This window comes from Parasutterella secunda (assembly GCF_016901835.1).
Taxonomy (GTDB): Bacteria; Pseudomonadota; Gammaproteobacteria; order Burkholderiales; family Burkholderiaceae_F; genus Aphodousia; species Aphodousia faecavium.
This window is the reverse complement of record NZ_JACJKX010000001.1, coordinates 132,437-151,340: the sequence shown is the minus strand read 5'-3', so window position 1 is coordinate 151,340 and position 18,904 is coordinate 132,437. Positions and strand designations below refer to the sequence as shown.

General features: G+C 47.7%; 17 protein-coding genes and 1 riboswitch. Of the genes, 9 read left to right on the top strand and 8 right to left on the bottom strand.

Features of this window, described 5'->3' with window-relative positions:
* Window positions 1-50: 50 nt before the first annotated feature.
* From dksA to H5985_RS00715, 5 genes are all read right to left on the bottom strand, one after another.
* Window positions 51-473 carry an RNA polymerase-binding protein DksA gene (gene dksA / locus H5985_RS00735; RefSeq protein ID WP_205049398.1) on the bottom strand — a complete coding sequence of 141 codons (423 nt, stop codon included), beginning with the start codon at window positions 471-473 and terminating at the stop codon, window positions 51-53.
* 153 nt (window positions 474-626) lie between these two features.
* On the bottom strand, window positions 627-1,631 hold the full coding sequence (locus H5985_RS00730) for a CobW family GTP-binding protein (protein WP_205049397.1): 1,005 nt from the start codon (window positions 1,629-1,631) through the stop codon (window positions 627-629).
* Between the two features lie 48 nt (window positions 1,632-1,679).
* Window positions 1,680-2,885: a class I SAM-dependent rRNA methyltransferase gene (locus H5985_RS00725; RefSeq protein WP_205049396.1), complete on the bottom strand. Its 1,206-nt coding sequence runs from the start codon at window positions 2,883-2,885 to the stop codon at window positions 1,680-1,682.
* A gap of 8 nt (window positions 2,886-2,893) precedes the next feature.
* Entirely contained in the window at window positions 2,894-3,790 is an 897-nt protein-coding gene (locus tag H5985_RS00720; protein WP_205049395.1) for a lysophospholipid acyltransferase family protein, read from the bottom strand.
* A 7-nt stretch (window positions 3,791-3,797) separates the two neighbouring features.
* Window positions 3,798-4,655 (bottom strand): lysophospholipid acyltransferase family protein, encoded by an 858-nt coding sequence (locus H5985_RS00715; RefSeq protein ID WP_205049394.1) that lies wholly within the window; start codon window positions 4,653-4,655, stop codon window positions 3,798-3,800.
* Between the two features lie 195 nt (window positions 4,656-4,850).
* On the opposite strand from H5985_RS00715, the gene metK reads away from it, so the two are divergent.
* The gene (gene metK / locus H5985_RS00710) at window positions 4,851-6,023 is read left to right on the top strand and encodes a methionine adenosyltransferase (protein ID WP_205049393.1); all 1,173 of its coding nucleotides are present in this window, start codon (window positions 4,851-4,853) and stop codon (window positions 6,021-6,023) included.
* 65 nt (window positions 6,024-6,088) lie between these two features.
* On the opposite strand, the gene H5985_RS00705 is transcribed toward metK, so the two are convergent.
* A complete protein-coding gene (locus H5985_RS00705; protein WP_205049392.1) occupies window positions 6,089-6,742 on the bottom strand; it encodes a nitroreductase family protein in 654 nt (217 codons plus the stop codon).
* A gap of 151 nt (window positions 6,743-6,893) precedes the next feature.
* Between H5985_RS00705 and H5985_RS00700 the strand changes: the two genes are divergently transcribed.
* Both H5985_RS00700 and ahcY read left to right on the top strand, forming a co-directional pair.
* The gene (locus H5985_RS00700) at window positions 6,894-8,267 is read left to right on the top strand and encodes a tryptophan--tRNA ligase (RefSeq protein ID WP_205049391.1); all 1,374 of its coding nucleotides are present in this window, start codon (window positions 6,894-6,896) and stop codon (window positions 8,265-8,267) included.
* Window positions 8,268-8,275: 8 nt separating this feature from the next.
* Window positions 8,276-8,353: riboswitch (S-adenosyl-L-homocysteine riboswitch) on the top strand.
* 29 nt (window positions 8,354-8,382) lie between these two features.
* Window positions 8,383-9,777 (top strand): adenosylhomocysteinase, encoded by a 1,395-nt coding sequence (gene ahcY / locus H5985_RS00695; RefSeq protein ID WP_205049390.1) that lies wholly within the window; start codon window positions 8,383-8,385, stop codon window positions 9,775-9,777.
* Here the strand turns inward: ahcY and H5985_RS00690 are convergent.
* Window positions 9,774-10,352 (bottom strand): 5-formyltetrahydrofolate cyclo-ligase, encoded by a 579-nt coding sequence (locus H5985_RS00690; protein ID WP_205049389.1) that lies wholly within the window; start codon window positions 10,350-10,352, stop codon window positions 9,774-9,776. The two genes, ahcY and H5985_RS00690, sit on opposite strands and share 4 nt — an antisense overlap.
* Before the next feature lie 36 nt (window positions 10,353-10,388).
* Here H5985_RS00690 and H5985_RS00685 point away from each other — a divergent pair, with 36 nt between their 5' ends.
* Genes H5985_RS00685 through ttcA form a run of 4 tightly spaced genes read left to right on the top strand, consistent with a single transcriptional unit; the run spans window position 10,389 to window position 14,865 of the window.
* Entirely contained in the window at window positions 10,389-12,512 is a 2,124-nt protein-coding gene (locus H5985_RS00685; protein WP_205049388.1) for a lytic transglycosylase domain-containing protein, read from the top strand.
* 2 nt (window positions 12,513-12,514) lie between these two features.
* Window positions 12,515-13,591, top strand: coding sequence for a tRNA nucleotidyltransferase/poly(A) polymerase-related protein (locus H5985_RS09510; RefSeq protein ID WP_205049387.1), 1,077 nt, complete (start codon window positions 12,515-12,517; stop codon window positions 13,589-13,591).
* 1 nt (window position 13,592) lies between these two features.
* Window positions 13,593-13,979 carry a dihydroneopterin aldolase gene (locus H5985_RS00675; RefSeq protein WP_205049386.1) on the top strand — a complete coding sequence of 129 codons (387 nt, stop codon included), beginning with the start codon at window positions 13,593-13,595 and terminating at the stop codon, window positions 13,977-13,979.
* The gene (ttcA, locus tag H5985_RS00670; RefSeq protein ID WP_205049385.1) at window positions 13,969-14,865 is read left to right on the top strand and encodes a tRNA 2-thiocytidine(32) synthetase TtcA; all 897 of its coding nucleotides are present in this window, start codon (window positions 13,969-13,971) and stop codon (window positions 14,863-14,865) included. Before H5985_RS00675 ends, ttcA begins: the two co-directional genes overlap by 11 nt.
* On the opposite strand, the gene rsmI is transcribed toward ttcA, so the two are convergent.
* Window positions 14,862-15,767: a 16S rRNA (cytidine(1402)-2'-O)-methyltransferase gene (gene rsmI, locus H5985_RS00665; RefSeq protein WP_205049384.1), complete on the bottom strand. Its 906-nt coding sequence runs from the start codon at window positions 15,765-15,767 to the stop codon at window positions 14,862-14,864. The two genes, ttcA and rsmI, sit on opposite strands and share 4 nt — an antisense overlap.
* 1 nt (window position 15,768) lies before the next feature.
* Between rsmI and H5985_RS00660 the strand changes: the two genes are divergently transcribed.
* The gene (locus H5985_RS00660) at window positions 15,769-17,058 is read left to right on the top strand and encodes a penicillin-binding protein activator (protein ID WP_205049383.1); all 1,290 of its coding nucleotides are present in this window, start codon (window positions 15,769-15,771) and stop codon (window positions 17,056-17,058) included.
* A gap of 7 nt (window positions 17,059-17,065) precedes the next feature.
* Window positions 17,066-18,895, top strand: a complete 1,830-nt coding sequence (locus tag H5985_RS00655) for an ATP-binding cassette domain-containing protein (RefSeq protein ID WP_205049382.1) — start codon at window positions 17,066-17,068, stop codon at window positions 18,893-18,895.
* Window positions 18,896-18,904: the final 9 nt, after the last annotated feature.

Genomic DNA, 18,904 nt, shown 5'->3' with positions numbered 1-18,904 from the left:
TTCCTCTCGCTGTCTTTTACAAGACGGCGAAAAATCTCTAAACGAATCTATTAGTCGCCGTACATCTTTTGACGAATTTCTCGGCGCATTTGCGCTTCCAACGACAGCGTCGCGGTCGGTCTGGCCAGCAAACGGGCTACGCCGATAGGTTCTCCCGTTTCTTCACACCAGCCGTAATCTCCGTTGTCAATGCGTTGAATAGCAGCCTGAACCTTCTTTAAAAGCTTGCGTTCGCGGTCGCGCGTACGCAACTCCAACGCATGCTCTTCTTCGATTGTCGCCCGATCGGCAGGATCCGGCACCACGGCAGTTTCTCGCAAGTGTTCAGTTGTCTGACCGGCATTACTGCGTAACTCTTTTTCCATTTCTTCCAAACGGTGACGGAAAAACGCCAACTGACGGTCATTCATGTATTCATCTTCAGACATTGCGAGCAATTCCTGCTCTGTCAACAACTTCTTTTTCGTGGCCATATATCTACTTCAAGCGCCCCCGACTTTCACCGAGAACGTTTCGTTACATCAAAAAAAACTATCAGAGGCTTTTTCGTTACTAAGAGAAAAGCCCCCCGATAAGGAGGGCCAATTGTCTCTTAAATCCTCTAATTTGTCAAATTTTTCAGAAACCTACGGTGCATCCACCAAACAGGTCTCAAGACCCGTAATAATTGCCTGTTCGGGCAAATTCCGACCGATAAAAACGATTTTACTCATCGGTCTTTCATCGGCCTTCCACTTCGGCCCTAAATCAGCCGCTACAAGCATATGAACCCCTTGGGTAATCATTTTATGGTCCGTTCCTTCCAAATAGAGTACTCCCTTGTAGCGCAAGAGATCCGGTCCGTAAACCTGAGTAATGGTTCCCCAAAAACGTTCCAGGCGGAAAGGATCAAAGGGGGTGTAAGAGGTAAACACAAAGGAGCCGATTTCATCACCGTGATGATGGTGGTGACCGGTATCAACCAAAAATTCCGGGTCAATATCCAAAACCGTATTCAGATTAAATCCTTCGATATCCAACACCTCATCGATCGCCACCTCTCCCATATGAGCTTGTTTGATCGGCGCACGAGGATTCATTGCACGAAGTCGGGCTCGGATCGCATCAACTTCCTGCGGTGTAACCAAATCCGTTTTTGTTAAAAAGATTCTGTCTGCAAAGCCTACCTGAGCCTGCGCTTCGAGCTCTTTGTCCAATGTTTCATTACCATGTTTGGCATCAACAACCGTAATGACACCGTCCAGGCGATAAAAGGCAGCTACTGCATCATCCATAAAAAATGTTTGAGCAACCGGTCCGGGATTGGCTACACCGGTCGTTTCAATCATGACTCGGTCAAATTGGATTTCTCCACGCTCCCGGCGATGTCTCAAGTCGGTCAGGACTCGAGATAAATCGCCACGAATCGTACAGCAGATGCAGCCGTTACTCATTTGCACAATCTGTTCTTTATTGGTTTGCACCAAAAGCGTACTATCGACGTCTTCTTCACCGAATTCATTTTCGATCACTGCAATTTTGTGGCCGTGATCTTCCCGCAGAATTCTGTTTAACAGCGTTGTTTTTCCAGCCCCCAAAAAACCCGTAAGAATTGTCACGGGAATTTGAGGAATCATATCCATAACTTCCATTTTCAGCCTCTTTCCAGCATTATTTTCGGCGGCTAACGGTCGCTTCTCTTAACGAAGGGCTAATTGTAGTCCTTTCAGATATTCCCCTTCAGGGCAGGTCATCATCAACGGGTGATCGGCCCCGGCCCCAAGACGAGCAATCATCCAAGCTTCCCGCTTGGAATCAATCACAGCGCCGGCAATCACTTTTTGGAATAAGTCCACATCCATAGCTCCCGAGCACGAGAACGTCAGCAGATCACCGCCCGGAGCAACCAAACGTAAGCCGTTCAGATTGATATCCTTGTAGGCACGGGCTGCGCGTTCAATATGACGGTGACTGGAAGCAAATTTCGGTGGATCCAAAATCACCAAGTCAAATGTTTCGCCGGCCTCGCGAGCTTGTCTCAAATATTCAAAAACATCGGCCTGAACCCATTGGGTCCTCTTTTCATCAAAACCATTGCGTTGGGCATTTCTTGCAGCCATGGCAAGCGCTTCTGCCGACGAATCAACAGAAATCACTTGATCGGCTCCGCCAGCAAGCAATGCAAGTGAAAAGCCGCCTGTGTAACAGAAGCAATTTAAGGCCCTCATCCCTCGACCGGTTCTTTGCTTAAACTCTTTGGCCAAGCGTTGAGCAAGAAGGCGGTTTTCTCTTTGGTCAATATAAAAACCGGTCTTGTGTCCCACGCGAACATCGACCCCATAGCGAACGCCGTCTTCAATGACTTCAATTTCCTGGGGCGGCTCTTCACCGCGCAAAAGTTCCACCCTCAGCTCTAAACCTTCACGATGCCGGGTAGCGGCATCTGAACGATCAAAAACGCCTCGGATTCCGGGAACGGTCATCAAAATATCCGCAATAGTGTCCCTGAAAGCCTCGACCCCTGCGGCTTGAAACTGAGTCACAAACCAGTCGCCGTAGCGATCCACTACCAACCCCGGCAATTGATCGGCTTCACCGAAAATCACACGAACCGCGCTTGTCCGTGCAAACAAGGGTTCTCTTGCCTTGAGCGCTTTTTGTATCTTTTCTTTGATCCAAGCCTCATTGATGTGATCATTTTCATCAAAAGACCAACACCTCGCTCTCAGGGCAGAATCTTTGGAATAAGCAGCCCAGGCCAGAAAACGACCGTCATGAGAAACGATTCGAACGGTATCACCGCTTTTGGCTTTACCGCTCAACTTTTGAACCGCCGTGTCATAAACCCAAGGATGACGTCGCAGAAGCGAACGTTCCTTGCCTTTTTTCAAAATTAAATCCGTCATGATTTTCTCTACTCGTACAAAGAGGGAGCGCCTTCAGGTCGCGTTTTAAAACGTCTGTGCGTCCACATATACTGATCGGGATACTTACGAATCCATTTTTCCAATTCTTGCGTTACACGAAGCGTATCTGCCTCATAATCGTCTGTCGGGAAATTTTCCCAGAGATCGGTAGCATGGACCTGGTAACCGTCATCGGTCATTTCCGCCATCAGCATAATAACCTTAGCGTTGGTGAGCTTAGCCAGGCGCGAAGCCATCGGCAGAGTCGCCGCATCAACTCCGAAAAACGGAACAAAGATGCTGTTTCGTCTACCGTGGTCCATGTCCGGCAAATAATAAAAGGGAAGGCCTTGTCTCATTGCCCGAATTATCGGACGAAGGTCGTGGTGTGTTCCCTTGGCAATAAGAATCGGATCACTGAAGCGTTTTCTGCCATCAAATGCTGCTTTATCCCAAACAGGATTACTTTGTCGCTGGTAAAGTGAAACCCCTCGGACATAAAGATTCAGACCGATACCGCTGGCATCCAAGCCGGCAAAATGAGGGGCAATAACAATCAAGGGGCGATTGTCCGTATTGACGATTCTTTCAATGACCCCTTCATCAAAGCTCACAAAATTGCGAACCTGCTCAGCGCTGCCTTTCCACAACACACTATGATCCAATGCCGCTCGTGCCAAACGGAAAAAGCAGCGTTTGGCCACCTGCTCTCTTTTTTCGTCATCCCATTGGGGAAAACATAATTTCAAATTGGTCAACGCCACCTTTCGTCTTTTGGGCACAATATGCCAAAAAAGCCAGGCAACCATTCCAGCCGCACGATTTCTTGCAGCAGGCGACCAATTGACCATCATGTCAACGACAGCAAGCCAAATATAGGAAAAAAAATTCAGTACCGATTGCATCTTTTTCTCATTGCTCACGTTTTACACCACGGGGGCATTTATAACGTTTGTAGGACCATAAATACTGCTGCGGACACTGCAAAATCGTTCTTTCAATCAAAGTATTCATCGCCGCGGCATCCCGGTGTTCATCTCCGCTCAGTTGATAAGTCCAATTCTCAGCATGCATGCACCAGCCGGCCTCATCCCTTTGCATACGAGCCATAATAATCTGTGCTTTGAATTGTTTGGCAAGCTTCAAGGGAAAGGTCATCGTGTAGGCTTTTTCACCAAAAAGAGGTACCCAAACGCCTTCTCCATGGGAAGGAACCTGATCGGGCAAAATCCCGGCGATTCCTCCCGACTTCATAATTCTAAGAATTTGACGAACGCCCTTAAGATCGGCGCTTGCAGGCACAATATTTTCTGATGCCCGCCCCTGACCGACGATATGACGTAAGTAACTTTTTCTGGGGACCCTATACAGTATGGCAATCTGCCTGTCAGTGCCTTTAAGCCAGTGCTGAGCCACCATCATGGGACCGACTTCATAACAACCGAGATGAGGAGTTAAAAAAACAATCGGCCGACCGCTACCGAGCGCTTCTTGCAATAGCAGCATTGAGCTCTCATCAATACGGCATCGCGCGAGGACTTCCTCGCGGCTTCTTCCCCAAACCCAAGGGGCTTCGACTGCCTGAGCGCCCTGTTCGCGCGCAACCGCATGCGCCATGTCGGCAGAATAGATGCCGGCACGGGTGAGATTACGATTGATTTCTTCCCGGTATCGGCGATCAAAACGATAGATCATCGCCCCGATGCAACGGCCGACGGACCGCAGAAAATTTAACGGTAACCGAGAAATTAAATAAATTAAAAATTCCATGACAGTGATTTTGCCAAACTTTTCAAGAAACGGACTTGATTTTTCCGACAGTGAGAGTAGCATTTCGGATCACGCCGAGTTAAGGACAACTTGCGGGGCGTGTCATAAATTCCGCTAAAGCGTCAGCCGCATTCCGGATCTTTTCGCGGTGGACGCTCGTTCCACAGGATCTCACTTCAAAAGGAATGTAGCACCATGGATTCTTACTTATTTACTTCCGAATCGGTCTCTGAAGGCCATCCGGATAAAGTTGCAGACCAAATTTCCGACGCCATTCTTGATGCCATTTTGGCTCAGGACCCCTATAGCCGAGTGGCTGCTGAGACACTTTGCAATACGGGTTTAGTGGTACTGGCCGGCGAAATCACCACTCAGGCCAATGTCGACTACATTGACATTGCCCGCGAAACTTTAAAGCGCATCGGTTACGACAATTCCGAATACGGCATTGACCATAAGGGTTGCTCCGTTTTGGTCGGCTATGACAAGCAATCAAACGACATTGCTCAGGGCGTTGACCGTGCAAGCGATGATTACCTTGAACAAGGTGCCGGCGACCAAGGTCTGATGTTCGGTTACGCCTGCGATGAAACACCGACATTAATGCCGGCAGCCATCTACTACGCCCATCGTTTGATGCAACAACAATCCATCGTCAGACGTAACGGCACGTTGGACTTTCTGCGTCCTGACGCAAAGAGCCAAGTCACCTTGCGTTATGAAAATGGTAAACCCGTCGCGATCGATACCGTGGTTTTGTCCACGCAGCATCATCCGCGCATGAGTGACGGCAATAAAATGAAGCCCGAATTCATTGAGGCCGTTATTGAACACATCATCAAACCGGTTTTGCCGCCTGAATGGCTCAAAAATACCCGCTATCTGATCAACCCGACGGGACGCTTTGTGGTCGGTGGCCCGCAAGGTGACTGCGGTTTAACCGGACGTAAGATCATTGTCGACACGTACGGCGGCGCTTGCCCGCACGGCGGCGGTGCTTTCTCCGGTAAGGACCCGTCCAAGGTTGACCGCTCGGCCGCCTATGCCTGCCGCTATGTCGCCAAGAACATTGTGGCCGCAGGCTTGGCTTCCCGTTGCCAGGTTCAGGTCTCTTACGCCATTGGCGTGGCTCAACCGATCAATGTGACCGTTCGCACGTTCGGTACCGGCAAGATTGCCGATGAAAAAATCGCTGAATTGGTTCGCCGTCATTTTGACCTGCGTCCCCGCGGCATCATTCAAATGTTGGATATGTTGCGGCCGATCTATTCCAAGACCGCCGCCTACGGACATTTCGGCCGCGAAGAACCTGAATTTACTTGGGAACGCACGGATAAGGCTGAACTGTTGAAAGCAGATGCTTTCTAATCATTGACAGCTTTTGTAATAATTAATGCCTCGTTTCGGACTTCCCCAAACGAGGCATTGTCTTATCAGCGAAACTCTTCAAACAAATCTTCTTTTGATAAACGCGATTTCGGTCTTGCGGCGTTACTGTCGTCTGCCGCTCTGTAGCCGAGACTGACGGCGACTACACTTCTGAGTCCACGGGAGCGCAAACCCAAAATATCATCAAGTTTGTCATAATCAACCCCTTCTAAAGCGGTTGAATCAATACCCATACCCGCTGCAGCAAAAAGAACAAAACCAAGAGCAATATAAGCCTGAGCCGTTTCCCAAGCCAATGTGTCACTTACCGTATGACTGTGCAGACCAACAAAATGTCTGCGTCCTGCATCCAACCCCTCGATCACGTCTTGTTTCGCATATCGACCGTCGACAATTTCCTTATCGAGCACTTTTTGCAAATGTTCTTCCGTGATCTTTTCAGGCACGGCAAAAACGATAATGTCACTGGCTTTACTCACGCGTTCTCTATTGAAGTCAAGGAAGCCCTCCATGAGTTTATCTTTTGCTTCCTGCGTACTGGCAACGATAAATTTCCACGCCTGAGCATTCACGGACGAAGGGGTCAATCTCAAAATTTCAAGTAACTCATTGAACTGCTCACGAGGAATTTGCTTGCCGCTATAGTGTTTGGTGGTATAGCGATTCATCGCTATTTGAAGCATTTTGTTTTCAGACATATCCAACTCCTTATTCGGGTTCTCTCAGTTTAACGCTTCTCTTCCCTAGCTCAAATCCTTCTTTCGGCTATGAATACACTCGCATTTTGACCTTTCCAAATCAGAGCCATACAATCTAGAGATTTTCGGTTTCCATTTATTTGGGGTAAAAATGACTATTCGTGTATTAACCGGCATCAACACAACGGGAACGCTTCACATCGGCAACTACGTCGGTGCGATTCGTCCTGCTATTCAAGCCAGTCATAAAAAGGACGTTCAAAGCTTTTTCTTCTTGGCTGACCTTCACGCTCTCATCAAGTGCCAAGACCCTGATCGCATTGAACGCTCACGCCTTCAAATTGCTGCCACTTGGTTGGCTGCCGGACTTGATCCCACGCACGTCATTTTCTATCGTCAAAGTGACATTCCTGAAATTCCTCTTTTAAGCTGGATGCTCACCTGTGTGACGGCTAAAGGTCAAATGAACCGTGCTCATGCCTACAAAGCCGCACTGGAAGCAAACGTGGAAAACGCAGACGATCCCGATGCCGGTATCTCTATGGGTTTGTACAGCTACCCCATTTTGATGGCGGCTGACATCCTCATGTTTAATGCTCATAAGGTTCCCGTCGGCAAGGATCAAATCCAACACTTGGAAATGGCTCGCGACGTGGCCACACGCTTTAATTACCTGTATGCAACCGAAGACAAGCCTTTCTTTGTCATGCCGGAAGCCATTGTCGATGAAACGCATGAGGTCTTGCCCGGTCTGGATGGCCGCAAGATGAGTAAGAGCTACAACAATGTTATTCCGCTTTTTGAAGGCGGCAGCAAAGCTCTTAAAGAGGCCATTGCCGGAATTAAAACAGACTCGAAACTGCCGGGCGAACCTAAAGATCCTGCCTCCACCTCTTTGACGTCTATTTATGAAGCCTTCTCGACACCGAAAGAATACGCCGCTTTCTGCAAACGCCTGCAAGAAGGCTTAGGTTGGGGAGAAGCCAAGCAAGAGCTCTTTGAGAAAATCGAAGCTGAAATCGGACCGATGCGCACCAAGTACGAAGAATTGATGAAGCATCCGGAACAAATTGAGGAAATCCTGCAAGAAGGTGCTCGTAAGGCCAGAGAAATTGCGATCCCCTTCACGCAAAAGATTCGCCAAGCTGTCGGCTTGAGAAACTTCGCCCATTTCAGCGAAATGAAACGAGTCACTGAAGAGAAGAAAAAAGTTTCTCTTCCGATCTTTAAGCAATACCGCGAAAAAGATGGAAAGTTCTATTTCAAATTGACAAGCGGCTCCGGAAAAGAACTGCTGCAAAGCGTAGCTTTTGATAGCGGCAGAGACTGCGGTCAAGTCGTCTCCAAACTGAAATGCAACGGCTTGTGCAGCGACTCTTCTGTCATGGCTTTAATCAAGGATGAAGAGACTTTATCCGTGCAATGTGTTCAACTTTGCCCCGGTGTGACACGAGAAGATGTTGAAGAGGCTTTGAACACATTGAGAATCGCAGAAGAGGAAAAACGAAAGAAAGCCTCTCACTGAAAAAAGTTTTTCTCAAGGAGCGCTGCGAGACGACCGGTTACGGTTGCTCCCAGGCTTGAGATAAATCATAACGGCGCTCACCTAAAAATTAATTCATTTTGAAGGAGACTTTTTGATGAGTACGCCTTATATCATTGCCGACATCGGACTGGCCGATTGGGGCAGAAAAGAAATTCAAATTGCAGAAACCGAAATGCCGGGTCTCATGGCTATTAGAGAAGAGTATGCCCACTCTCAACCGTTGAAAGGTGCTCGAATTTCCGGTTCCCTGCACATGACCATTCAGACTGCGGTTCTGATTGAAACGCTCGTTGCTTTAGGGGCTCAAGTCCGTTGGGCCAGCTGCAACATCTTCTCTACTCAGGATCACGCAGCTGCGGCCATTGTTGCTGAAGGTATTCCGGTTTTTGCCGTTAAGGGCGAAACTGTTACCGATTATTGGGAATACACGCACAAGATCATGGAGTGGGATGACGGCGGTTATTCCAACATGATTTTGGATGACGGAGGCGATGCCACGCTTCTTTTACACCTTGGCGCACAAGCTGAAGAGGACCACAGCGTTATCGAGCATCCGAGAAGCGATGAAGAAAAAGCACTTTTTGCTGCCATTGACCGCCACCTCAAGGAAGATCCGCACTGGTACTCCAAGCGTATCGTTCATATCAAGGGCGTAAGCGAAGAAACCACTACGGGTGTGCACCGCCTCTACCAAATGGCAGCCAAAGGCACACTTCGCTTCCCCGCCATGAATGTCAATGATTCGGTCACCAAGTCAAAATTTGACAATCTTTACGGTTGCCGTGAATCCTTAGTCGATGGAATTAAGCGAGCCACCGACGTCATGATTGCCGGTAAGGTTGCGGTGGTTGTCGGATACGGCGACGTGGGCAAGGGATGCGCTCAAGCCTTGCGCGCCTTGGCCGCTCAAGTTTGGGTGGTAGAAGTTGACCCCATTTGTGCCTTGCAGGCTGCCATGGAAGGCTATCGCGTGGTTCGTATGGATTGGGCTGCCGATAAAGCCGACATTTTCGTAACGGCGACGGGTAACATCAATGTGATCACTCACGATCATATGATCCGCATGAAAAACGAAGCCATCGTCTGCAACATCGGACACTTTGACAGTGAAATTGATGTCGCGAGCATGCGTCAGTACAAGTGGGAAAATATTAAACCGCAGGTCGACCATATTGTTTTACCCTCCGGTAACAAGATCATCCTGCTCGCAGAAGGTCGCTTGGTCAATTTAGGCTGTGCCACGGGCCATCCGAGCTACGTTATGTCGAGCTCTTTTGCGAACCAGACACTGGCCCAAATTGAACTCTTCAACAACACGGATAAATATCCTGTCGGTGTCTATGTGTTACCGAAGATTCTCGATGAAAAGGTTGCACGCCTTCAATTGAAGAACTTTAATGCACAACTGTCAGAACTCACCGATGAGCAGGCTGCTTATATTGGCGTACCCAAGGAAGGGCCCTATAAGAGCGATGCCTATCGCTATTAATCCTTTGTTATTCTGACATTCTCTGCGGCTTTACCTACCCAGGTAAAGCCGCTTTCGCATACCCAAGCACTCAAGGGTTGATCGTAATGTTCGTGAGGGAGAACCTCTACCACTAGCGACTGAGGTAAGACACCGATCGTGAGCTTAATTTCGGTGCTCGACAAATACCGGTCATACCATCCTCCGCCATATCCCAGGCGAAATCCCTGAGCATCAATAGATAGGCAGGGAACTAAAAGGCATTGCGGTTTAACGGTGAGCCCACAAACCGGTGCAGGCACTCCCGCCTCATCTCTTTGAAGACGATCACTTGATTCCCAGGCAACAAATTGCATCTCTGAGTCTTTTATCCGCGGCAGAGCAAGAGTCCGAACAATCCCCTTTTCTTTCAGATCCATCAGAACCGAACGCAAGTCGATTTCATTGCGAATCGGGTAATACAGTCCTACAGAATCGAACCGATTTTCCAATAAAAAGTTTTTAACATGTTCAGCAATCCGAGGGATTATTTCGGTCAAATTCATACCCATTCGTTTCTGAAGACACGCTTTTCTGAAAAAAGATTTTTCTGACATGGCGCAGTGACTGTTTTTTCAATTAAAGTACGAGATATGCAGTCTAAATCAATTTCTTCTCGTTTCCTGAAATCGGTCAAGCTTTCAATGTGTGTGTTGGGAGCAGTCTTTTTGTGTACGCTTGCCCCCTCAACCTTAGCGGCAACCTCCTTTAACACCACTAAAATTCTCAAGTCCTCACAACCGCAAAATAACGCTGAGGTGATTGAATTTTTAGCAGGAGACGATGACAAAGCGAAGCTTCTTTTTTTCCGAGAAGCATTTGAAAAACAAAAGATTCATCTCTTTGAAAAACCTCAACAATATTTTGAGGAGAATTATCCGCTCAAAGACTACGTTCAAGCCTGGTCCTTACTTGCTCAAGTCAGAAGCGAACCTCAAAATAACCAACTGCAAAAAGAACTTCAGCGTTTTATTGAGCAGCATAAAAACGATTACATTGCCGAGCGGGTCAAAACCGATAGGATTTTGATCATGGCCCCCTACTGGGATCAAAACCGACAATGGACACGCTTTAAATCGGCTCGTTCTCAATTGCAATGGAACCACTCGGAGCCCAGCATTATGTGTTGGGATCTTTTCCACCGTTTTCGCAACCAAAAAAATATTTCCAAAACGGTTGCCCACGACGCTCTGACCCTTATCAACTCTCCGCGTTACAAAGGCAATGCTGTTTGCAGAAAAGTCTCGGATATTCTTATCAACAAAGTTCCGTCCACAGCCTTTACACGCCTGGTTATATTGATTCAGCAAGGTCGAATTTCTGAGGGTAAACAGGTTCTCAATACCCTTATTAAGAAAAAACGTTTACCGGCGCAAGCCGCTCGCCTGGCTTTTAACAATCCGAGCCGATGGTACCGTATCAACCGCAATAAGTTATCGAAGCAAAATAAGCATGTGCGCATTATTGCTGCCTACCGTCTGACCTCTGTACATTTTGATTGGGCCGTTAAAACAGCTGATTCTCTACAAGGAAAATTAAACAAACAGGAAAAAAGTGCTCTTTGGGGACGATTAGGTTACGTAGCCGCCATCGGACACGATCCCAAGGCACTCAAGTGGTTTGAAAAAGGTGGTCCAACGGTTTGCACGGGCCCCTACAGCGCACTTCCTAATGACTGCCTGGAGTGGCGCGCTCGAGCCGCGTTAAGAGCACAACAATGGAAAACTCTGAACCGATACATTGCCTCGATGCCGGCTTCGCTCGCCAAACAAGACAACTGGACTTACTGGCGGGGGCGTGCGCTTACCCAGATCGGACAAAAAGAATCAGCCCAAACCTATTGGCAGCAGCTGCGCTCTGTCCGCACTTTTTACGGTAAGCTTGCCCACGAAGCACTCGGTCAATCTTTTTATTACTCAGGAAACGAAACTGTCGAAGCCACGCCCGAAGCCATTGAAGCAATGGGAAATAACCCCGGTTTGCTAAGAGCCAAAGCCTTCTATGACGTGGGGATGTTCTACGAGGGCAACCTCGAGTGGCAATGGGCAATACGCACAATGAATCCAGCACAACTTCTGGCGGCTTCTCAATGGGGAGAAAAGCACTCTTTGTTGCATCGGGCTATTAATACCGCTATCAAAGTGGCCGAACACTACCCCGTTGAACATGAGCTTTTGTATCCTCGCCCCTTTGAGGATGAAATCGAAACCTACGCCAAGAAAGCAAAAGTTGATACCGACTGGGTTTTCGGATTGATAAGGCAAGAGTCACGATTTATTGCTGCAGCCCAGTCCAATGTCGGTGCAAACGGCCTGATGCAAATCATGCCTGCCACGGCCAAATGGATTGCCAAAGGATTAGGAATCGAAAACTTTAAATCCGAAGATATTTACGAAATTGATACCAATATCTATTTCGGCACCACCTATTTGCGCTCATTATTGGATCGTTTAGATAACAATATTATTCTTGCCACAGCGGGCTATAACGCCGGTCCTAATCGAGCAAGCCGCTGGCAGCGCTCACTGCCGAACGTAACCGAAGCCGCAGTTTTCATCGAAACCATTCCCTTTACGGAAACTCGAAACTACGTACAAAATGTTCTGGCCAATACAGTCGAGTATGCTCACGGTCAGAATAAAACCATAAAATCGTTTAAAGACTGGTTGGGAGTGATTGATCCCGAAGCCGACACCAGCACGGAAGAAAAAATTTAACTATGCACATTTATCTTGTAGGCGGTTATGTCCGCGATCTTTACCTGACAAAAGAACTCGGATACCCCAAACATAAAGGGGATCGCGATTGGGTCGTTGTCGGCAGTACGCCTGAAGAAATGATAAAAAGAGGTTTTTACCCGGTCGGAAAAGATTTTCCTGTCTTTCTTCACCCACAGACTCATGAGGAATACGCTTTGGCTCGTACCGAACGAAAGGTCGCTGCGGGCTACCACGGCTTTGTCTTTCACACTTCAGAGACGATCTCTTTGGAAGAAGATCTCAAGCGTAGAGACCTCACCATTAACGCCATGGCGTTGGATGGCAATCATTTGATTGATCCCTACGGAGGCCTCAATGACATACGAAACAAACTTTTACGCCACGTCTCTGAGGCTTTCAAAGAAGATCCCGTACGCATTTTACGCATTGCCCGTTTCAGTGCGAAATTACCCGACTTTCGCATTGCCCCGGAAACGCTCGAATTACTCAAAGAAATGGTCGCTAACGGCGAAGCGGACAGTTTAGTGCCAGAGCGTGTTTTTCTTGAAATGCGTAAAACGCTTTCAGAGAAAACCCCTTCGCGTTTTGTTACCGTATTGCAAAATTGTGGACTTTGGCAACGGTTTTTCAATAACTTTCGGATTGATCAAACCGTTTTTTCTCTTCTGGATAAAAATAATCAGCTCGAAGAAAACGAAAAGTTTGCACTCCTCACGCATAGTGAGGATGACATAAACAAGGTCAAAAAGTTTATGTCGATCCTCAAACCCCCGACAGACATCTCCGAGACGGTTTTTCTATGGAATAAACTCAAAAAGAGATTCAACCATAAGGATGCGGAAAACATTTTGAAGGTCATTGAAGAGGCTGATGCCATCAGACGTCCGCAACGACTCAAAAGCGTCTTAAATTTAGTTCATGTAGTTTACACAACGGATAAGGAGCCTTGGCTTACGGCTCTCGAGCACATAAAGAAAATGGATTCGGCTAAAATCGCCGCCTCCTGTTCGGATAAATCCATGATCGGTCATGCGCTGCACAGTGCACGACTGCGAATCATTGAGGAATTGGTTTGATATGTCTTGGTACAACGACCCGTTATTAAAAAATTCACGTCATATTCTTATCAAAGATGTTCAAAGAAATATGATGATCGGGGCTTATGAGCACGAAAAATCCGCCGCTCAACCGGTCGTGATCAATGTGGAACTTTTTATCAACACTAAAAATGAGGGCGATGATCTTGGCAATGCCTATAACTACGATGAAGTCATTGAGACGATTGACGGCATCTTAAGTGAGGGACATATTTGTTTGCAGGAAACCCTCGTAGACTTAATCGCTGAGCGATTGCTTCGCAATCCCTTGCTCATAGCGGTTGTTGTCAGAAGCGAAAAGACCCAAGCTTATCCGGGTGTTAAGAGCGCCGGGGTTGAAATATTTAAGGTGCGTCATGACCGATAAGATCATTCAAATTGTTGAAGACAAAAATATTCCCATCGAAGACGATACGGTAGAAATAATCAGCGACGAGAAAAAGCCCAAAAAATCCGTTGCTGAAAAAAAGAATGAAAAGCGCATCATGCGACTGGCCGGTAAAGCAATCGCAGAGTTCGGCATGATTGAAGGCGGCGACAAGGTCATGGTTTGTATGTCAGGCGGCAAAGACAGTTATGTGCTGCTTGACGTTTTAATGAAACTACAAAAAAGAGCTCCGGTTCCTTTTGAACTCATTGCCCTCAATGTCGACCAACATTTGCCGAATTTTCCTAAAGATGTGATTCCCAATTACCTCGAAAAAATCGGCGTGCCCTATCACATAGAAGACCAAGACACGTGGTCAATCGTCAAAAGGGTAATTCCCGAAGGACGTAATGTCTGCTCGGTTTGTTCACGTTTACGTCGAGGGATTATCTACAGAGTGGCCAAGGAGCTAGGGGTCACCAAAATTGCATTGGGTCACCACATGGACGACATCGTCAGTACCTTGCTTTTGAACATGTTTTACGGCGGGCGCCTCAAAGGCATGCCGCCGATCCTCAGAAGTGATGATGGACAAAATGTCATCATCAGACCATTGGCCTATGTTCGTGAATATGAAATCGAAAGATGGATTAAATACAGAGATTACCCCATCATTTCCAAAGAGATTTGCAGAAAAATTGAAAATAAAAAACGTGCGGAAATCAAAGCACTGATGCGTGAGTGGGATCAGAAGTACGACAGTCGTATCTACAACATCTTAATGAGTATGACACGCGTGGCTCCTTCTCACCTAATGGACAAATCCATTTATGATTTCAAGGCGCTGATCCCTGACGCCTTAAGAAAAGAAACCGACGAAGACTAAGCGCCTTTTTGCGACAGCAGCCAACGGTAAATATCATCGCGGGTGACTCCGACGATTTTGGCTGCTACGGCCGAGGCTTTGGAGGCAGGCATGGCCGCGGCCAGCGCCTGAATCCATTGTTTATCTTTTTCAGACAACTGCAGAGCGTCGTTGTCGGGTTCAACGTCAACCAAAATAACGTACTCCCCTCTCGGCTCGTGTGCTTTGGCCCAAGTTTCCAATTCTGAAGCAGTAAGTACCGTAAACGTTTCAAATTTCTTGGTGAGCTCCCGAGCCACCACCACCCGCCTTTGAGGGTGAGTCAGTTGGGACAGGTCTTTGAGAACATCCTTGATACGATGAGGAGCCTCATATAAAACAAAACTTTCTTTTTGTCCGAGCAAACCACTCAGAGATTCCCGTCTTGCCTTGGATTGAGGAGGCAAAAATCCGACAAAGTGAAACCCGGCCGGCTCCAGCCCCGCAGCCGATAAAGCGGTGATCACTGCACTGGCTCCGGGGATCGGCATCACTTTAAAACCTGCCTTGAGTACTTCCCGAACCAGTCTTGCCCCCGGATCGGATACGGCGGGTGTTCCCGCATCGGTCACCATGGCAACTTTCTCGCCCTTTTGCAGGCGTTCAATTATCATATGGGACTGAGCAACTTCATTGTGTTCTCTGACACTGACCGTCGGGACAGAAATGGAAAATCGCTCTAAAAGTTTTTTGGTCTCACGCGTATCTTCCGCAGCAATAACATCGGCTCCGGCAAGCACCCATAATGCCCTGAGAGTAATATCTGCGGCATTTCCAATCGGCAGGCCCACAATGTAGAGAGTGGAGTCCGGAAGAGTCTGTGATTCGAGACCTGCCAATTGCATTAGCAATTGTTCTGACCATTGATTGGATTTGGATTGCATCGTGAATACCCGTTTAATTGTTCGTTTTCTTTGCCTGGCTATTGTAGCGAGCTTTAGCTCATTGAGTTCAGCCCAATCGGCGGTTTCGTTTGCCGTTTCCGATATTGGCTTTACACCGCAAAATGCGTACTCTCAAAACCCGATAAAAATTGCGGTTTTGATGCCCAGCCAAGACAGTCCAATGACCACGTTTGCCAACTCTATTGTGAGCGGCATCAAGTCGGAGAATGCTCAACAGTCTTCTCCCTATGAAATTATTCTTCTGCCTCGTAAATTCGGCCAAAACGCATTATCACACCTACAGGATGCAGCTTTAATGGGTGCCAGCGTGGCAATTGGCCCTATCGGTCGGGACGATGTCAATGAGGTCTCCTCGCTACCGTTTTTGCCGCTTCCGGTGATTTCATTGAATTTACCCCAAAACGGAATTGCCTCACCTGAATTGATGATGAACTACTCCTTGTCTCAGGAGGAAGAGGCCAAACAAATCGTTGCTATTGCAGTGAAGGCACTGCCGATCACCGTTGATGGAGTTGTTCCGAGTGTTGCTATTTTTGAAGCAGACTCTCCTCTTGAGCACAGAATAGCCGACACTTATGCTATTGAACTTCAAAAGTTGGGAATCCCTTACACTCGACAAACGCTTACTGCTGAACTGATGCAACAACCGAAGTTCTACAGCATTGAAAGTAGCGACATTCCCAAACCGCAGCTTGAGACTCCTCCTGATGCTACAGAAGACCCTTACGGCCACCAAAGAGTCACATTACGCAATGAAAGACTGATGGCCCAATACCGAGCCAAGCTCGAATTCGAAGCGGCTCCCTATCAGGCCGCCTTTCTGGCTATGGATGCTCGTACAGCTGCACTGGTTAAGCCCCGACTGCCTCGTACGGCTCGAGTATGGGGAACCAGCATGATCAACCCCGGCAACACCAGACAAGGCAGTTATGCCTCTCTGGCATACGATTTACAAAATTCCGGTTTTGTTGATTCACCGTTGGTTATTCACTACAGCGATTCGGACTTTAAGGCCAGTTTTGGAGTCAATCCGCCGGCCTCTTTAATTGAAAAAAGACTTTTTGCTTTCGGTGTCGATGCCTATCGTTTAGCCTGTAATTGGATGCACTGGCAAACCGATATTCACATTGATGGTACGACCGGTACTCTGACGTTTAGCCAAGGACTGACCGCTGATGTCAAACGTGTTGCCCAACCGGCCATGGTCCTCAACGGAAAAGTTGAAAACGTTACCGAAGAACAATTGATTGCACCGGTACAACGCCCGTAATTCGTTCATGACTACTTTTTTAACATTACAAGACGCCGAACTCGCTTTCGGCGATCAACCCCTTTTGGACCATGCCAATCTTACCGTCGCTGACGGGGAACGAATCGGCGTGATCGGTCGTAACGGAACCGGTAAAAGTTCTCTGCTTAGGGTTATTGCCGGAGTGGATAAACTCGATGACGGTTCCAAAACAATCATGGACGGCTTAGGCATTGCCTATGTTGAACAGGAGCCATTCTTACCGCCGGCTCCAAGTATCCGCGATTCCCTTATCGCCCGAGCCGGATTGGATCTTGAAAACGATGATCAGCTCAAATGGCAACAAATCGCACGTCTTGAAGAGTATCTGCATCGTTTTGGGTTAGATGCCGAACGTGCGCTTGACGGCGCCTCCGGGGGCGAAAGGAAGCGAGCAGCTTTAGCCCTCGCATTTGCCTTGAATAAAGATCTTTTACTACTCGACGAACCCACCAATCACCTCGATATCGAGGGGATTCTTATCCTGGAAGATCTTATTAAGAACCAATATCGAGGCTCTAAGTCCCTGATGGTCATCACCCATGACCGAGCTTTTTTAGACTCGGTCAGCACACGTATCATCGAACTGGATCGGGGAGTCTTGAGAAGTTATCCCGGAAACTTCGAAGCCTACGAAAACAGGAAAGAACAGGAACTGTACGCAGAAGATATTGCACGTAGAAAGTTCGACAAATTCTGGGCTCAAGAAGAAGTGTGGATCCGAAAGGGAATTGAAGCACGACGCACCCGCAATGAGGGCCGAGTCAGAAGACTGGAGCGTTTACGTGAAGAACGGGCCGCCCGACGCGACCGTTTGGGGCAAATCAATCTCAACATAGACGCCGGAATGAAGAGCGGCAAAATTGTGGCCGAGCTCGAAAAAGTCAGCCTTTCTTTCGGCAATAAGGTAATCGTCAAAGATCTCAATTTCAAACTGCTCAGAGGGGATCGATTGGGACTTGTGGGTCACAACGGTGTGGGCAAAAGCACGTTGATTTCTCTCATCCTCGGCAAGCGTGTCCCCGACAGCGGAACGGTGAAATTAGGCACCAACCTTCAAATTGCGTATTTCGATCAGCTGCGCGCTCAGCTCGATCCCAATAAGACCGTTGCCGAAACTATTTCTCCGGGTAGTGAGTGGATTGAAATCGGCGGCAGTAAAAAGCACGTAATGGCTTACTTAGGGGATTTTCTGTTTCCTCCCAGACGCGCAAATGTGCCGGTATCAAACCTCTCTGGGGGCGAACGCAATCGACTCCTTCTGGCAAGACTTTTCGCATTGCCCGCCAATCTTTTGGTTCTTGACGAACCCACTAATGACCTTGACATCGACTCATTGGAGTTGTTGGAACAAACCCTGCAAACTTACCCGGGGACTTTGATTCTGGTCAGCCACGACAGACGCTTCCTTGACAACGTTGTAACAGAAGTCCTCGCCCCGGAAGGTAACGGCTTGTGGCGAGAATATGTCGGCGGTTACTCGGATTGGGTCCACTACAGACCCAAAAAGGAAACCGAGTCGATTAAACCCGAAATAAAAGAAAAACCGATTCCCAAAAAGCCTAAAACGGTCAAAATCAAACTCACTTATAAAGAAAATAAGGAGTTGGAGAACCTACCAGGTCAACTGATGCAAATGGAGGCCGACCGTGATGCTCTGATTGAGGCAATGAGTGCACCGGACTACTACAGCAATCACTCGGCCCAACAAATCAAAGAGCAAACCGAAGCTATTGAAAAACTTAATATTGAAATCAATACCGGTTATGAACGTTGGGATGAGCTCGAAAACAAAAAAGCTTTAGCCGAACAATCTTAATAAGAATTT

Bases quoted from the DNA above. Each gene is read 5' to 3' on its own strand.
- dksA (WP_205049398.1), bottom strand. From the start codon at position 473: ATGGCCACGAAAAAGAAGTTGTTGACAGAGCAGGAATTGCTCGCAATG.
- H5985_RS00730 (WP_205049397.1), bottom strand. From the start codon at position 1,631: ATGGAAGTTATGGATATGATTCCTCAAATTCCCGTGACAATTCTTACG.
- H5985_RS00725 (WP_205049396.1), bottom strand. From the start codon at position 2,885: ATGACGGATTTAATTTTGAAAAAAGGCAAGGAACGTTCGCTTCTGCGA.
- H5985_RS00720 (WP_205049395.1), bottom strand. From the start codon at position 3,790: ATGCAATCGGTACTGAATTTTTTTTCCTATATTTGGCTTGCTGTCGTT.
- H5985_RS00715 (WP_205049394.1), bottom strand. From the start codon at position 4,655: ATGGAATTTTTAATTTATTTAATTTCTCGGTTACCGTTAAATTTTCTG.
- metK (WP_205049393.1), top strand. From the start codon at position 4,851: ATGGATTCTTACTTATTTACTTCCGAATCGGTCTCTGAAGGCCATCCG.
- H5985_RS00705 (WP_205049392.1), bottom strand. From the start codon at position 6,742: ATGTCTGAAAACAAAATGCTTCAAATAGCGATGAATCGCTATACCACC.
- H5985_RS00700 (WP_205049391.1), top strand. From the start codon at position 6,894: ATGACTATTCGTGTATTAACCGGCATCAACACAACGGGAACGCTTCAC.
- ahcY (WP_205049390.1), top strand. From the start codon at position 8,383: ATGAGTACGCCTTATATCATTGCCGACATCGGACTGGCCGATTGGGGC.
- H5985_RS00690 (WP_205049389.1), bottom strand. From the start codon at position 10,352: ATGTCAGAAAAATCTTTTTTCAGAAAAGCGTGTCTTCAGAAACGAATG.
- H5985_RS00685 (WP_205049388.1), top strand. From the start codon at position 10,389: ATGCAGTCTAAATCAATTTCTTCTCGTTTCCTGAAATCGGTCAAGCTT.
- H5985_RS09510 (WP_205049387.1), top strand. From the start codon at position 12,515: ATGCACATTTATCTTGTAGGCGGTTATGTCCGCGATCTTTACCTGACA.
- H5985_RS00675 (WP_205049386.1), top strand. From the start codon at position 13,593: ATGTCTTGGTACAACGACCCGTTATTAAAAAATTCACGTCATATTCTT.
- ttcA (WP_205049385.1), top strand. From the start codon at position 13,969: ATGACCGATAAGATCATTCAAATTGTTGAAGACAAAAATATTCCCATC.
- rsmI (WP_205049384.1), bottom strand. From the start codon at position 15,767: ATGCAATCCAAATCCAATCAATGGTCAGAACAATTGCTAATGCAATTG.
- H5985_RS00655 (WP_205049382.1), top strand. From the start codon at position 17,066: ATGACTACTTTTTTAACATTACAAGACGCCGAACTCGCTTTCGGCGAT.